The 13,983-nt window shown below is 67.2% G+C and carries 14 protein-coding genes; 11 read left to right on the top strand and 3 right to left on the bottom strand.

The genetic code is table 11. The features are described from left to right. Positions 1–49 precede the first annotated feature (49 nt). The 7 genes from H9656_RS00325 to H9656_RS00295 all read left to right on the top strand — a co-directional run bounded on the left by H9656_RS00325 (position 50) and on the right by H9656_RS00295 (position 6,909). A complete protein-coding gene (locus H9656_RS00325) occupies positions 50–544 on the top strand; it encodes a GAF domain-containing protein (RefSeq protein WP_191742334.1) in 495 nt (164 codons plus the stop codon). Continuing rightward, complete coding sequence (locus H9656_RS00320) at positions 541–1,437, top strand: ROK family protein (protein ID WP_225212281.1); 897 nt, start codon at positions 541–543, stop codon at positions 1,435–1,437. Before H9656_RS00325 ends, H9656_RS00320 begins: the two co-directional genes overlap by 4 nt. A 63-nt stretch (positions 1,438–1,500) precedes the next feature. Next, on the top strand, positions 1,501–2,178 hold the full coding sequence (locus H9656_RS00315) for an SDR family NAD(P)-dependent oxidoreductase (RefSeq protein WP_191742332.1): 678 nt from the start codon (positions 1,501–1,503) through the stop codon (positions 2,176–2,178). Then, the gene (locus H9656_RS00310; protein ID WP_191742331.1) at positions 2,178–2,996 is read left to right on the top strand and encodes an HpcH/HpaI aldolase/citrate lyase family protein; all 819 of its coding nucleotides are present in this window, start codon (positions 2,178–2,180) and stop codon (positions 2,994–2,996) included. The genes H9656_RS00315 and H9656_RS00310 overlap by 1 nt, the downstream gene beginning before the upstream one ends. 190 nt (positions 2,997–3,186) lie before the next feature. Further along, on the top strand, positions 3,187–5,250 hold the full coding sequence (locus H9656_RS00305) for a capsular polysaccharide biosynthesis protein (RefSeq protein ID WP_225212161.1): 2,064 nt from the start codon (positions 3,187–3,189) through the stop codon (positions 5,248–5,250). 148 nt (positions 5,251–5,398) lie between these two features. Next, positions 5,399–6,544 (top strand): beta-ketoacyl-ACP synthase III, encoded by a 1,146-nt coding sequence (locus H9656_RS00300; protein ID WP_191742330.1) that lies wholly within the window; start codon positions 5,399–5,401, stop codon positions 6,542–6,544. Between the two features lie 98 nt (positions 6,545–6,642). After that, positions 6,643–6,909: a hypothetical protein gene (locus H9656_RS00295; RefSeq protein WP_191742329.1), complete on the top strand. Its 267-nt coding sequence runs from the start codon at positions 6,643–6,645 to the stop codon at positions 6,907–6,909. A 75-nt stretch (positions 6,910–6,984) separates the two neighbouring features. On the opposite strand, the gene H9656_RS00290 is transcribed toward H9656_RS00295, so the two are convergent. The 3 genes from H9656_RS00290 to ppdK all read right to left on the bottom strand — a co-directional run bounded on the left by H9656_RS00290 (position 6,985) and on the right by ppdK (position 11,170). Then, positions 6,985–7,512 carry a porin family protein gene (locus H9656_RS00290; RefSeq protein WP_191742328.1) on the bottom strand — a complete coding sequence of 176 codons (528 nt, stop codon included), beginning with the start codon at positions 7,510–7,512 and terminating at the stop codon, positions 6,985–6,987. 212 nt (positions 7,513–7,724) lie between these two features. Then, positions 7,725–8,258: a porin family protein gene (locus tag H9656_RS00285; RefSeq protein WP_191742327.1), complete on the bottom strand. Its 534-nt coding sequence runs from the start codon at positions 8,256–8,258 to the stop codon at positions 7,725–7,727. A 221-nt stretch (positions 8,259–8,479) separates the two neighbouring features. Further along, positions 8,480–11,170, bottom strand: coding sequence for a pyruvate, phosphate dikinase (gene ppdK, locus H9656_RS00280; protein ID WP_191742326.1), 2,691 nt, complete (start codon positions 11,168–11,170; stop codon positions 8,480–8,482). Between the two features lie 225 nt (positions 11,171–11,395). Here ppdK and ygfZ point away from each other — a divergent pair, with 225 nt between their 5' ends. The 4 genes from ygfZ (at position 11,396) to H9656_RS00260 (ending at position 13,969) form a co-directional block, all read left to right on the top strand. Continuing rightward, complete coding sequence (gene ygfZ, locus H9656_RS00275) at positions 11,396–12,184, top strand: CAF17-like 4Fe-4S cluster assembly/insertion protein YgfZ (RefSeq protein WP_191742325.1); 789 nt, start codon at positions 11,396–11,398, stop codon at positions 12,182–12,184. Between the two features lie 110 nt (positions 12,185–12,294). Beyond that, the gene (locus H9656_RS00270; protein WP_191742324.1) at positions 12,295–12,753 is read left to right on the top strand and encodes a hypothetical protein; all 459 of its coding nucleotides are present in this window, start codon (positions 12,295–12,297) and stop codon (positions 12,751–12,753) included. Further along, the gene (locus tag H9656_RS00265) at positions 12,750–12,950 is read left to right on the top strand and encodes a helix-turn-helix transcriptional regulator (RefSeq protein ID WP_191742323.1); all 201 of its coding nucleotides are present in this window, start codon (positions 12,750–12,752) and stop codon (positions 12,948–12,950) included. The genes H9656_RS00270 and H9656_RS00265 overlap by 4 nt, the downstream gene beginning before the upstream one ends. Positions 12,951–12,997: 47 nt before the next feature. After that, positions 12,998–13,969 (top strand): TraB/GumN family protein, encoded by a 972-nt coding sequence (locus H9656_RS00260; protein ID WP_191742322.1) that lies wholly within the window; start codon positions 12,998–13,000, stop codon positions 13,967–13,969. Positions 13,970–13,983 lie beyond the last annotated feature (14 nt).

The raw sequence follows: 13,983 nt of genomic DNA, 5'->3' as shown, positions 1-13,983 counted from the left end.
GCCCGTTCGCGGCGCCTTCAACCTGTCCTGATTTCGTCGAGCCCGCTTCATGTCCTACGTCGCCCGCGACGACCGTCCCGCCGACAAGGCCGAACGCTATGCCGAGGTCGAGGCCGAGATTCTGGCCGTTTTGGACGGCGAGCTGAACCTGACAGCGCGCATGGCGACGGTCGCCTCCATGCTGGCCGACGCCTTCCCGGTCTTCTTCTGGACGGGCTTCTACGTCGTGGACGAGGTCAAGACGGATGAATTGGTGGTCGGGCCCTATCAGGGCACGCTGGGCTGCCTGCGCATTCCGTTCGCGCGCGGCGTCTGCGGTGCCGCGGCGCGGACCCGCCAGACCCAGGTGGTCGAGGACGTCCACGCCTTCCCCGGCCACATCGCCTGCGACAGCCGATCGGCTAGCGAGATCGTGGTTCCGGTTGTTGACGCGTCTGGCGCCCTGATCGCTGTGCTGGACGTGGACGCCACGGAAAAATCCGCCTTCGACGCGGTGGACGCTGCGGCGCTGGAACGTCTGATGGCCCGGGTCTTCGCCGCCTGATGCGGATCGGCCTCGACTTCGGCGGGACCAAAATCGAGGCGGCCGCCCTGGACGATACAGGCGCCTTCGCCGCGCGCATCCGTGAGCCGAACCCCGGAAGCTATGACGCCGCCATCCGGCTGGTCGTCGACCTGGTCGCGCGCGTCGAAGCCGAGGCCGGCCCTGCACGGTCGATAGGCCTGGCCGTTCCAGGCTCGCTCTCGCCGCGCACCGGCCTGATCCGAAACGCCAACTCGACCTATCTGAACGGCCGTCGCTTCGACGAGGATCTGGAGGCCGCGCTGGGTCGCCCGGTACGGTTGGCCAATGACGCCAACTGCCTGGCCCTGTCCGAAGCCGCCGACGGCGCGGGCGCGGGCGCGTCCAGCCTGCTCGGCGTGATCCTGGGCACCGGCTGTGGCGGCGGCCTGGTCATCGACGGCAAGCTGGTGGAGGGCGCGCACGGCGTCGCCGCCGAGATCGGCCACATCTCTTTGCCCTGGCCCTCGACCGAAGAGGCGCCCGGCCCCGCCTGCTGGTGCGGACTGAGCGGCTGTCTTGAGACATGGATCTCCGGAACCGGGTTCCAGCGCGACCATCAGGCGACTAGCGGCCGGGCGTGGAAGCCGCAGGCCATTATCGAGGCCGCCCGCGCCGGCGATGCGCAGGCAGTTGTCGCTCTGGACCGTTACATCGACCGGCTGGGGCGAGCCTTGGCCATGGCGGTCAATCTGGCCGATCCGGAAGTCTTCGTGCTGGGCGGCGGCATGTCGAACGTGAGCGAGCTTTACGACCGCCTGCCTGAGGTCGTGACGCGCTACGTCTTCGCTGACCGCTGGCAAGGCCGGATCGTACCGGCGAGGTGGGGCGATTCCTCGGGCGTGCGCGGCGCTGCGCGGCTGTGGGACGCCTGATCCCCGATTGATACGGCGACGCGCGCCGCTATTGTCCGCACACTTCGACACGGAGACAGAAGCATGAGCCAGCGAGTCGTCGCGATCACCGGCGGATACGGCGCCCTTGGCCGGGCGGTCACCGAAGCGGCGCAGGCGCGCGGCCTATCGGTCGCCGTCATCGGCCGCACCCCGCCGCGCGAAGCGAGCCCTGACGTGTTCGAGATCAACGGCGTGGACCTGACCGACCCGGCGCAGGCCAAGACGGCGATCGACGCCGTCGCCGCCCATTACGGCCGTCTGGACGCTCTGCTGAACATCGCCGGCGGCTTCGTCTGGAGCCCGGTCGAGGGCGGCGGCGACGAATTCGACCGGATGCACGCTCTCAACGTCAAGACGACGCTGAACGCCAGCCGCGCCGCCCTGCCCCACCTCAAGGCCTCGGCCGAGGGCCGCATCGTCAACATCGGCGCCAATGGCGCGATCAAGGCCGGGCACGGCATGGGCGCCTATGCCGCCTCCAAGGCCGGGGTCCATCGCCTGACCGAGGCCCTGGCCGAGGAGTTGAAGTCGACCTCGGTGACGGTCAACGCCGTCCTGCCCTCCATCATCGACACCCCGGCCAACCGCGCCGACATGCCGGACGCCGATCCGTCGAAATGGGTCGCCCCGGCCGATCTGGCCGCCGTCATCCTGTTCCTGGCCTCGCCCGAGGCGCGGGCGGTGACGGGCGCCCTGATCCCCGTCACGGGCAAGGTCTGATGCGGGCGCGCAGCGTCCTCTACCTGCCCGCCTCCAATGAACGGGCGGTGGCGAAGGCGCGCGGCCTGCCCTGCGACGTGGCGGTGCTGGATCTTGAGGACGCGGTCGCGCCCGAGATGAAGGCCGAGGCCCGCGCGGCGGCGGTCGCGGCGGCGCATGAAGGCGGCTTCGGCCCGCGCCTGGGCGTGCGGATCAACGGGCTGGACACGCCGTGGGGCGCCGACGACCTGACAGCCCTGCAGGGCGCGCCCGTCGACCTGATCGTCGCGCCCAAGGTCGAGAGCGCGGCCAGCGTCCGCGCCCTGTCGGAGGGAATGCGCCCCGGCGTCGCCCTGTGGGCCATGATCGAGACGCCGCGCGCCCTGGTCGACCTGCGCGCCATCGCCGAGGCGGGCGGGGCGCTGAAAGGCCTGATGCTGGGCGTCAACGACCTGGCAAAGGATCTGAAGACCGGCGCCTCGCCTGATCGCGAGCCGCTGAAGCCCTGGCTGGCGGCGGTCGTGGCCCACGCCCGCGCCAACGGCCTGAGCGTCATCGACGGGGTGTTCAACCGTATCCGGGACGAGGCCGGGTTCGTGGCCGAGTGCGCGCAAGGGCGGCTCTACGGCTTCGACGGCAAGAGCCTGATCCACCCGTCGCAGGTCGAGGGAGCCAACGCGGCGTTCGGGCCATCGGCTGAAGAAATCGAGTGGGCGCGCAAGGTCGTCGCCGCCTTCGCCGCGCCGGAAGCGGAAGGGCTGGGCGTCCTCCGCCTCGAGGGCGAGATGGTGGAGCGGCTGCATCTGGAACAGGCGCAAGATTTGCTGGCGGCGCTGTAGTCCCTTCTCCCCTTGTGGGAGAAGGTGGCCCGTCAGGGCCGGATGAGGGGTTGCGGGACCTTCAACTCGTCGCCTTCATCCGAGCTTAGAGACACCCCTCATCCGTCAGGCTTTGCCTGCCACCTTCTCCCACAAGGGGAGAAGGAAGCATGGGGTGGCGCCCTGACTCTACAAACCGTAGACAACCCCCATGACCGCACCGCTTCCGCCCCTGCCCAAAACCCGCGCCTGGGTGTGCGCGCCGGGGGTGCTGAAGGTCCCGTTCCTCTCCGTCTTCCTGCCCGACTACGACCTGTCCGCCCTGCCGGGGCCGCAGACCGAGGCCGTCCTCGGCTGGGGCCTGAAACCGACGGCGGCGACAGGCCGACGCTGGGCGGCAAAGCACGGCACACCCTATGTCGCGCTGGAGGACGGCTTCCTGCGCTCGGTCGGCCTCGGCGAGAACGGGGCGACCAGCCTCAGCCTGATAGTCGATGATCTGGGCGTCTATTACGACGCGACCCGGCCCAGCCGGCTGGAGCATCTGATCCAGACCGCGCCCGACTGGTGCGACGCCCCCATGAAGGCCCGGGCGCGCGACCTGATCGACCGCATCGTCGCCTCGGGCGTGTCCAAGACCAATATGGGCGGGCCGCTGGACCCCAGCCTGCTGAAACCCGGCCGCCGGGTGCTGATCGTGGACCAGACCTTCGGCGACGCCTCCATCGGCTATGGGCTGGCGTCCGAGGCCAGCTTCTCCGAAATGCTGGCGACGGCGCGGCGCGACGAGCCGGACGCCCAGTTGATCGTCAAACGCCACCCGGCCGTGGCCGCAGGGCGCAAACAGGGCTGCATCCCGGCGGACCAACTTCAGGGCGTCACCCTGATCGACACCGACGTGCGGCCCGCCGACCTGCTGGCGGCGGTTAATGCGGTCTATGTCGTCACTTCGGCGCTGGGGTTCGAGGCGCTGTTGAGGGGCCTGCCGGTGCGCTGCTTCGGCGCGCCCTTCTATTCGGGCTGGGGCCTGACCACCGACGCGGTTCAGACGGCACGGCGCGGCGTGGCGCGCGAGCTGGAGCAAGTCGCGGCGGCGGCCCTGATCGCCTACACCCGTTATGTCGATCCGGTAACGGGTCAACGCTGCGAAGCCGAACAGGCGCTGGAGCGGCTGATCGCCCTGCGCGACCGGGCCGACCGGCTGGCGGGCGCCTTCGCCGCCGTCGGCTTCGCCCCGGCCAAGCAGCCTCCGGTGCGCCGCCTGCTCAACTCGCCCAAGGGCCGCGTCCGCTACTTCTGGCGCTCGTCCGCCGCCGTCGCCCATGCGCGCGCCACGGGCGGCAAGCTGATCTGGTGGGCGGGCAAGGAGACACCGCAAATCCGCGCCGCCGCCGACGGTTTCGAAGGGCCTGTCGTGCGCATGGAGGACGGCTTCATCCGCTCGCGCGGGCTGGGGTCCGACTTCTTCGGCGCCCTGTCGGTCGCTCTGGACGATCAGGGCGTCTATTACGATCCGACCCGGCCCAGCCGTTTGGAGAGCCTGATCGAGGCGGGCGAGCCCTCGCCGGATCAGGCAGCGCGCGCCGAGCGGCTTCGCGCCCGCGTGGTCGAGGCGGGCCTGTCGAAATACAATCTGAAGGGCGCGGGCGTTCCGGCGTCCTGGCCCAAGGACAGGCCGATCCTGCTGGTCGTGGGTCAGGTCGAGAACGACCGCTCGATCCTGATGGGCTGCGGCCCCGACATCCGCACCAACTCCGGTCTGGTGAAGGCGGCGCGGGCGGATCACCCGGACGCCTTCCTGATCTATCGCAACCACCCGGACGTGACAGCGGGCAACCGACCCGGCCTGCTGGATCATGCGGCGATGGAAGAGGTCGACGCCTCGGCCGACGATCTGGACATCATCGACTGCCTGAACGCCTGCGACCGGCTGGCGACGCTGACCTCGCTGACCGGGTTCGAGGCGCTGATGCGGGGCAAGCCCGTCAGCGTCTATGGCCGCCCCTTCTATGCGGGCTGGGGCCTGACCGACGACCGACTGACGTTCGAGCGCCGCACCCGCCGCGCCTCCCTGCCAAGCGTGATCCACGCCGCCCTGATCGGTTATCCGGTATATGTCACGCCGGACGGCTGGCCGTGCGAGGCCGAGGATCTGGTCGAGGCCCTGATCGCCGCGCGCGACCACCCCCTGCCCGCCCCGCCGCGCGGCCGCATCAATCGCTGGTGGCGAGGGATCAAGGCCAGTCTCGACCGCAGCCTTCCCCCGGCCTATTGAGAAAGTTCGTCATCGCAACGGACTGAGTCCGCCCGCGAGGCGCCCGAACTTCGCCGCGAGGCGCTGACATAAGGCTTGTCGAGCGCCGGGAACCTGATGTTCCCTGATGCAGCGAGGCGCCGCGCGCCGAGCGTTAGGGAACAACACAGTGCAAAAAGCCGTCATCTCCGCTACCGGCCTGTTCACCCCGGAACAGTCGATTTCCAACGAAGAACTGGTCGGCGCCTACAACGCCTGGGCGGAAGGCTGGAACGCCGCCAACGCGCAGGCCATCGCCGCCGGAGAGATCGAGGCCAAGACGCCCTCGTCCGAAGCCTTCATTGAAAAGGCCTCGGGCATCAAGGCGCGCTTCGTCATGGACAAGGCGGGCATCATCGACCCCGAGCGGATGCTGCCGAACCTGCCCGCGCGCGGCGACGACGAACTGTCGATCCTGGCCGAGATGGCGGTCAAGGCGGCCCAGGACGCGATCAAGACCTGGGGCAAGCCGGCCAGCGAGATCGGCGCCGTCATCTGCGCCGCGTCCAACATGCAGCGCCCCTACCCCGCCATGGCGATCGAGGTGCAGCAGGCGCTGGGCATCGAGGGCTTCGCCTTCGACATGAACGTGGCGTGTTCCTCGGCCACCTTCGGCATCAAGACGGCGGCGGACTTCGTGGCCTCGGGTTCGGTCAAGGCCGTGCTGATGGTCAACCCGGAAATCTGCTCGGCCCACCTGAACTTCAAGGATCGGGACAGCCACTTCATCTTCGGAGACGTCGCCACCGCCGTCATCATCGAAGCCGAGGATCAAGCCGGACCGGGCGGCTGGGACATTCTGGGCACGAAGCTGCAGACCAGCTTCTCGAACAACATCCGCAACAACTTCGGCTTCCTCAACCGCGCCGCCCTGCCGACGGACGCCCATGAGCCGGTCTCCTCCGACGGCCTCAGCGACAAGATGTTCGTCCAGCAGGGCCGCAAGGTGTTCAAGGAGGTCGTGCCGATGGTGTCGGAGATGATCTTGGACCACGCCGACGAGCTTGAGATCGATCCGCACGGCCTCAAGCGTCTGTGGCTGCACCAGGCAAACATCAACATGAACACCCTCATCGGCAAGAAGGTCTTGGGGCGCGAGCCGGAGCCCGGCGAGAACGTCATCATCCTGGACGACTACGCCAACACCTCCTCGGCCGGGTCGATCATCGCCTTCCATCTGCACCAGGACGGCTTCGCGCCGGAGGACGTCGGCCTGATCTGCAGCTTCGGCGCAGGCTATTCGGCCGGCACGGTTTTTGTGCAAAAGCGCCCCTGATCCGGCATATCAGGAATCATTATTTCCGGCGCCGCTTGCACTGTTCGGAAATTTTTGCAAACCGTTACGCGTCGAGAAACAGGGGGGACGATGCCCGAATGACTCAGACAGCTTTGCCTTGGGCTGAAAAACTCGGTGATCCGTTGGCCCACGACGTGGCCACGGTGTTGCAACGCATGGGCGGCTCCGCCCATCAGGATATAGTCATCAACTGCGTCGCGGCGTTGAAACGCCAACGCGGCGAGTCGGTGACTCACGACCTCAAGATGAAAATCATCGAGGTGTTTGAACGCTATCGGGACTTCTTCATCCGCCCCTTCGGCGAGGGGTCCCTGCGCTGGGCCCTGGCGCCGGGCGTCGCCTGACGCTTCAAGAGTTCAGCCAACGAAAAAGGCCCGCTCCGAAAGGAGCGGGCCTTCGTCATTTCAGAGCGTGCGCTCTTAGAAGCGACGGATGTAGCTGACCGAATAGGCGTCAGCCTCGCCACGGTCGTCGCGGAAGTCACGACGGGTCCAGTCGGCGCGCACGCCGTTCACCCCGTCGAGATAGTATTTGGCGCCGACGCCGTAGTTCCAGCTGTCGCCGCCGACCTTGGTCTCGGCGCCCGCCAGTTCCTGCTTCAGCTCAGTGTGGCCGTAGCCGCCGCGAGCGAACAGCTCGAGCTTGTCGCCGATCGGATACTTGCCGACGACATAACCGGCGGCGTCCCACTCATGCTTGATCTGGCCGTCGACGCCGGCGACAGTGATGTCCTTGTCCTTGACCCCGACCCCGACTTCCGTCTCGACGGCGAGGTAACGGTTCAGGTCGACGCCCAGACGGCCAGTGACGGCCCCGGTCTGAGCCGCATCGCCCTCCATGTGCGTGTAACCTAGCGAGCCATAACCACGCGGCTCAGGATTCGCTTGAGCAAACGCCGGAACGGCAAGAACAGACACAGCAGCGGCGGCGAGAAAAACGTTACGCATTATTTCATACTCCTTAGATGATGTGACTTCTTTGATCACATGCCCCATCCAACATGTAGATAAATGAGAATCCGGAGCTTATAGTTCCATAGCAGACATGGAACGCGTTTGCCGATGATGCAGCAAAGCCACACACACTGTTACATTGATATCCCATAGGAAACGGGCGCGCTTCGCCGAGAAGCGCGCCCGTTCGGCCGTCTCAAGTTCGCTTAGAAGCGACGGACGTAGTTAACGGAATAGACGTCCACCTCACCGCCATCGTCGGTGAAGTCTCGACGGGTCCAGTCGCCGCGCAGGCCGTTCTGCCCGTCAAAGTAGTAGTTGGCGCCGACGCCGTAGTTCCAGCTTTCGCCGTCGGCCTTGCGCTCAAGGCCGCCCAGTTCGCCCTTGATCCGGGTCGTGCCGTAACCGCCGCGGGCGAACAACTCGAAGTTGGGCGTGAGCGGCATGGTGCCGACAGCATAGGCGGCCAGATCGTAGTCGTGCTCGATCTTGCCGTCGACGCCCGCGATCGTGAAGTCGTCGTCCTTCACCCCGATGGAGCCCTCGCCCTCGACGCCGAAGTAGGGATTGAACTTGGCGCCCAGGCGGCCAGTGACCGCGCCCAGGTTCCCGTCCGAATGGTCCAACTGCGAATAGCCGAGCGAACCGTAATAGGTGGGGCCACTAGGTTGCACGACCTGGGCCGCGGCCGGCAGGGCGAATACAGACAGCGCGGCGGCGGCGAGAATAACTTTACGCATGAGCTTCAATTACTCCTTATTACGATGAGCAGGCTTGGCCTGACCACCTTGCGGAGAAACAAAGCTCGGCCGACCCGTGGCGTTCCTTCTGCTTCATGAAGAAGTCGATGACTGTGCAACAGGAAGCACACACGGCGTTCCTCGAAGATCGACTATTATACGACAAGAAAAAGGCGACCCTCTCGGATCGCCCTTTCCCTGTCGACTTTGAGGGCCCGGTCCTAGCGGTCCTTTTCGCGCTCCACGCCCGAGCGGGCGGCCAGCGCCGCCTGGGCGGCGGCCAGACGCGCGATCGGCACGCGGTAGGGCGAACAGGAGACGTAATCCAGCCCGACCTCTTCGCAGAAGGCGATCGACGACGGGTCCCCGCCGTGTTCGCCGCAGATTCCCATCTTCATGCCCGGCTTGGCCGCGCGGCCACGCTCCTCGGCGATGCGGATCAGGTCGCCCACCCCGTTCTGGTCCAGACGGACGAAGGGGTCGTTCTCGAAGATGCCCTTGTCCAGATAGGCCTGCAGGAAGTGGCCGGAATCGTCGCGGCTGATGCCGAAGGTGGTCTGGGTCAGGTCGTTGGTGCCAAAGCTGAAGAACTCGGCGTATTCGGCCAGATCGGCGGCGCGCAGAGCGGCCCGCGGTAGCTCGACCATGGTGCCGACCAGGTATTCGACACTGTCGCCGGCGTCCGCGAAGACGGCCTTGGCCGTGCGGTCCGTCAGTTCGCGCAGGTACTTCATCTCCAGACCCAGAGCGACCAGCGGGTGCATGATCTCCGGGATCGGAGCGACGCCGGTCGCGGTCTTGACCTGCAGCGCCGCTTCCAGAATGGCGCGGACCTGCATCTCATAGATTTCCGGATAGGCCACGCCGAGGCGGCACCCCCGGTGACCCAGCATCGGGTTGGTCTCATGCAATTCGCGGGCGCGGCGCTTCAGCTTGGCGGCGTCCAGGCCCTGGGCCGTCGCCAGGGCGTCGATGTCGGCGTCGGTGTGCGGGATGAACTCGTGCAGCGGCGGGTCCAGCAGGCGCACGGTCACGGGCAGGCCGCTCATGATGGTGAACAGCTCGACGAAGTCCGCCTTCTGGAACGGGGCGATCTTGGCCAGGGCCACGCGGCGGCCCGCCTCGTCGTCAGCCAAGATCATCTCGCGCACTGCGGCGATGCGGGCCTCATCGAAGAACATGTGCTCGGTGCGCGACAGGCCGATGCCTTCGGCGCCGAAGCCGCGCGCGGTCTTGGCGTCCAGCGGGGTCTCGGCGTTGGCGCGAACCTTCAGACGACGAATGCCGTCGGCCCAGCCCATCAGGGTCTGGAAGTCGCCCGTCAGCTCCGGCTCGATCATGGCCACGGCGCCGTCCAGCACCTCGCCCTTGCCGCCGTCGATGGTGATGACCTCGCCCGCCTTGAAGGTGCGGCCGCGCGCGGTGAAGGTCCCGGCCTTTTCATTGATGGCGATCTCGCCCGCGCCGGAAACGCAAGGGCGCCCCATGCCGCGCGCCACCACCGCCGCGTGGCTGGTCATGCCGCCGCGCGCCGTGACGATGCCGCGCGCCGCGTGCATGCCGTGAATATCCTCCGGCGAAGTCTCGTCGCGCACCAGGATGACGGCGTCGCCGTTCTGGCCAAGACGTTCGGCTTCATCAGCGTCGAAGACGATCTTGCCGGTCGCGGCGCCCGGCGAGGCGGGCAGGCCCGCCGCCACCACCGTGCGCGGCGCCTTGGGGTCCAGCGTCGGGTGAAGAAGCTGGTCCAGCGCGGCAGGCTCGACGCGGCTGACGGCCTCGTCCTGAGAGATCACGCCCTCGGAGGCCAGGTCCACGGCGATCTTCAGCGCCGACTTGGCCGTGCGCTTGCCGTTGCGGGTCTGCAGCATCCACAGGCGGCCCTGCTCGACCGTGAACTCGATGTCCTGCATGTCGCGGTAGTGGCTTTCCAGCCGCCCCACCACGTCGACAAACTGGGCGAAGACCTCGGGCATGGCCTCTTCCATCGAGGGAGACGTCTCGCCCATCTCCTCGCGGCCGGCCTTGGTCAGGGACTGCGGCGTGCGGATGCCGGCGACCACGTCCTCGCCCTGGGCGTTGATCAGGAACTCGCCGTACAGCTTGTTCTCGCCGGTCGAGGGGTTGCGGGTGAAGGCGACGCCGGTGGCGCTCGTCTCGCCCATATTGCCGAACACCATCGACTGGACGTTGACGGCCGTGCCCCAGCTTTCGGGGATGTCGTGCATGCGGCGGTAGAATTTCGCCCGGTCGTTCATCCAGCTTTCGAACACGGCGCCGACGGCGCCCCACAGCTGGGCCTGAGGGTCCTGCGGGAAGGGCTTGCCCAGTTCGCGCTCGACCAGGGCCTTGTAGTCCGCGACCACCTTCTCCCAGTTCTCAGCGGTCAGTTCGGTGTCGACCGAGACCCCCAGACGATCCTTGTGATCGTCCAGCACCTCTTCGAAATAGTCGTGGCCCAGGCCCAGCACCACGTTGGAATACATGGTGATGAAGCGGCGGTAGGAATCGAAGGCGAAGCGGCGGTCGCCCGACAGCCTGGCCAGGCCCTCGACCGTCTCGTCGTTCAGGCCCAGGTTCAGCACCGTGTCCATCATGCCCGGCATGGAGGCGCGGGCGCCCGAGCGCACCGAGACCAGCAGGGGGTTGGCCGCGTCGCCGAAGGTTTTGCCCACCACGCCCTCGACGTGCGTCAGGGCCGCCTTGACCTGATCGGTCAGGTCGGTCGGATAGGTTTCCTGGTTGGCGTAATACCAGGTGCAGACCTCGGTGGTGATGGTGAAGCCCGGCGGCACCGGCAGGCCGAGGGACGACATCTCGGCCAGGTTCGCGCCCTTGCCGCCGAGAAGGTTCTTCATCGAAGCGTCGCCGTCAGCGGATCCGCCGCCAAAGCCGTACACCCACTTGGTCATTTCGCAGTTCCTGAACCGTGGTCTGACTGCGGGTCCCAGCCCCGCATATGTAGAAGTGGGCGGGGTATAATCTGAGTCCCGCCTTACGGACGCCCTCACTAGCGCGCTGCACCTGCGAAGGCGAGGCTGGAGAAGCAACAATCCGTGAGAGGATATTTCGTCCCGGCAAGGTCGGCGCCGCATGGCGCACTGGAGGAAGCGAGCGAGGCCGCCTATCTAGGTCCTATGCCTATCGCTTGCCTCGACAGTCGCGCCCTCATCCGCATCAGCGGCCCCGACGCCCGCTCCTTTCTGCACAATCTGCTGACCCAGGACGTGGAGACGCTGCAACCCGGCGAGTTGCGCTTCGGCGCCCTGTTGTCGCCGCCCGGGCGGCTGTTGTTCGACCTGTTCATCTGGGGCGAGGAGGACGGCGTCATCCTGGATGTCGCCGCGGACCGGCGCGACGCTCTCGTCCAGCGCCTGTCGATGTACCAGCTGCGCTCCAGCGTCGAGGTCATGCCGATGCCAGACGCCGTCTTCGTCGCCTGGGGCGCCGACAAGCCAGCGGGCTTCATCGACGACCCCCGTCTGCCCGCCCTCGGCGGCCGTCGTTGGGGCGATCAGAGCGAGACCGACGCGACCGAGGCCGACTGGCAGGCGCACCGCCTGGCTCTGGGCGTGCCCGACCCCGCGGCCGACACGCTTCAGGACAAGACCTATCCGATCGAGGCGGATTTCGACCTGCTGAACGGCATCGACTTCCACAAGGGCTGCTTCATCGGTCAAGAGACGACCTCGCGCATGAAGCGGCGCGGCACGATCAAGAACCGCATGATGGCCATCACCTTCGACGGCCCCGCCCCCGAGCGCGGCGCAGAGGTGCTGAACGGCGAACTGCGGGCGGGCGAAGTCATGACCGGCGCCGAGGGGCGCGCCATCGCCCTGATGCGGCTGGACCGCATGAACGGCGAATTGACGGTCGAGGGCCGCCCGGCGCGCGTCGAGAAACCCGCCTGGATCCCTGATTTGTAACGTCAGACGCGTCAAAACGGAAAATATGCTTGTCGTTATGTAAAAGGCACTTGACGGAAACCGAGCCCCGGCGGTAAAGCTCACTTGTCACCACGACAGGGGAGCTTGTCATGAATAACCAAATCGCCGCAACCAAGGCCGCCGCTAGCAAGAAGTCGATGGAGGACCTGACCGTCGTCCTGTGCGCCCTGACCGTGGTCGGGGTCGGCGCCACAGCCGCCACGCCGTTCTGGCCTGAAGCCTGGGGCCGCGCGCCATCGATCGGTGTCGTCGTCCTCGCCGCCAGCTTGACCGTCTTCGGCGTTCTGCACACCCTGTACTGGTGGCGGAGCCTGGATGAAGCCGCCAAAGAGGCTCACAAATGGGCCTGGTGGTGGGGCGGCAACCTGGGATTCTTCGTCGGCGGCGCGGCCGTCGTGATCGCCGCCTTTTCCGGCGTGAACCTGCTGCCGGCCGCTGTGCCGCACACCGACGCCGCCCTGATCGCCCTGGGCGTCGCCGCCGCCTTCGCAGCTCAGGCCGTCGGCTACGGCATCGCCTGGTGCGCCTGGTGGATCGCCCGTCGATGACCAGCATCTTCGTCAACCGTCTGAAGGTCTTCCGCGCCGAGCGCGACTGGACCCAGGCCGATCTGGCCGAGCGCCTGGGCGTCTCACGCCAGACCGTCCAGGCGCTGGAGAAGGGGCGTTACGACCCTTCCCTACCCCTCGCCTTCCGCATCTCGCGCCTCTTTGGCCAGCCGATCGAAGCCATCTTCATCGCCTGACCTGTCTCTACAGCCAACCTAAACCCATAACATTCAAGGACTTTGCAATGACCCTCGCACACCGCATGGGCCAGTCGGCCAACTGTGTCTCGCGCTTCGCCGCCGGGCTGCTGGCCGCCCTGGCCGCCTCCGCCGCCCTCGCCGCCGCGCCCGGCGCCGCTCACGCCGAACAGACTGCGCCCGCCCCGGCCGTCGCACCCATCCCCCGCGCCGAGGGCGCCGGCCCGCCGCTGTGGGTGGTGAGGGACGCGGACTCCACCGTCTATCTGTTCGGCACGGTTCACGTGCTGCGTCCCGGCACGGCCTGGGGATCGGACAAGGTCGACGCCGCCTTCGCCAGCGCCTCTGACATCTGGGTCGAGATCGCCGATCAGGACGATCAAGCCGTGGTCATGCCGGTGATCCAGCAGCACGGCGTCGACCCCTCCCGCCCCTTGTCATCGATCCTGTCGCCCGACGACTTCGCCGCCTTCGACAAGGTCGCCCAGGCCAACGGCGCATCGGGCGCGGCGCTGGATCCCTATCGCCCGTGGCTGGCCGCCTTCATGATCGCCATGTCGGGTCCGACCGAAGCCGGCTATCGGCCCGAAGCGGGCGTCGACAAGGTGCTGATGGACCGGGCCAGGGCCGACGGCAAGACGCTGCGCGGCTTCGAGACCGCCGACATTCAGGTCCGCCTCATCGCCGGCATGAGCGAAGAGGCGCAGGTCGCCTATCTGAACAACTATGTCCGCAACGCCGACGGCATCGTCGCCAACCTGGACGAGACCGTCGCCGCCTGGCTGAAGGGCGACGCCGCAGAGGCAGGCCGCCTCAACCGCATCAACACCCGCGACATTCACGAGGAAATTCACCGCGCCGCCCTGATCGAGCGCAACACCGACTGGACCAACCAGATCGAGACGATGATGCAGGGCTCGGGGACGGCCTTCGTCGCCGTCGGCGCCGCCCACCTGATGGATCAGGACAGCGTCATCGACATGCTGACGGCCCGGGGTTTCACGGTCGAGCGGCTGTAAAACGCCCTGCAACA

Source organism: Brevundimonas guildfordensis (genome assembly GCF_014836405.1).
In the GTDB taxonomy this organism is placed as follows: domain Bacteria; phylum Pseudomonadota; class Alphaproteobacteria; order Caulobacterales; family Caulobacteraceae; genus Brevundimonas; species Brevundimonas guildfordensis.
The sequence above is the reverse complement of the archived record's forward strand: the minus strand, read 5'-3'. Positions and strand labels throughout refer to the sequence as shown.

Bases quoted from the DNA above. Each gene is read 5' to 3' on its own strand.
- H9656_RS00325 (WP_191742334.1), top strand. From the start codon at position 50: ATGTCCTACGTCGCCCGCGACGACCGTCCCGCCGACAAGGCCGAACGC.
- H9656_RS00315 (WP_191742332.1), top strand. From the start codon at position 1,501: ATGAGCCAGCGAGTCGTCGCGATCACCGGCGGATACGGCGCCCTTGGC.
- H9656_RS00310 (WP_191742331.1), top strand. From the start codon at position 2,178: ATGCGGGCGCGCAGCGTCCTCTACCTGCCCGCCTCCAATGAACGGGCG.
- H9656_RS00305 (WP_225212161.1), top strand. From the start codon at position 3,187: ATGACCGCACCGCTTCCGCCCCTGCCCAAAACCCGCGCCTGGGTGTGC.
- H9656_RS00295 (WP_191742329.1), top strand. From the start codon at position 6,643: ATGACTCAGACAGCTTTGCCTTGGGCTGAAAAACTCGGTGATCCGTTG.
- H9656_RS00290 (WP_191742328.1), bottom strand. From the start codon at position 7,512: ATGCGTAACGTTTTTCTCGCCGCCGCTGCTGTGTCTGTTCTTGCCGTT.
- H9656_RS00285 (WP_191742327.1), bottom strand. From the start codon at position 8,258: ATGCGTAAAGTTATTCTCGCCGCCGCCGCGCTGTCTGTATTCGCCCTG.
- ppdK (WP_191742326.1), bottom strand. From the start codon at position 11,170: ATGACCAAGTGGGTGTACGGCTTTGGCGGCGGATCCGCTGACGGCGAC.
- ygfZ (WP_191742325.1), top strand. From the start codon at position 11,396: ATGCCTATCGCTTGCCTCGACAGTCGCGCCCTCATCCGCATCAGCGGC.
- H9656_RS00270 (WP_191742324.1), top strand. From the start codon at position 12,295: ATGAATAACCAAATCGCCGCAACCAAGGCCGCCGCTAGCAAGAAGTCG.
- H9656_RS00265 (WP_191742323.1), top strand. From the start codon at position 12,750: ATGACCAGCATCTTCGTCAACCGTCTGAAGGTCTTCCGCGCCGAGCGC.
- H9656_RS00260 (WP_191742322.1), top strand. From the start codon at position 12,998: ATGACCCTCGCACACCGCATGGGCCAGTCGGCCAACTGTGTCTCGCGC.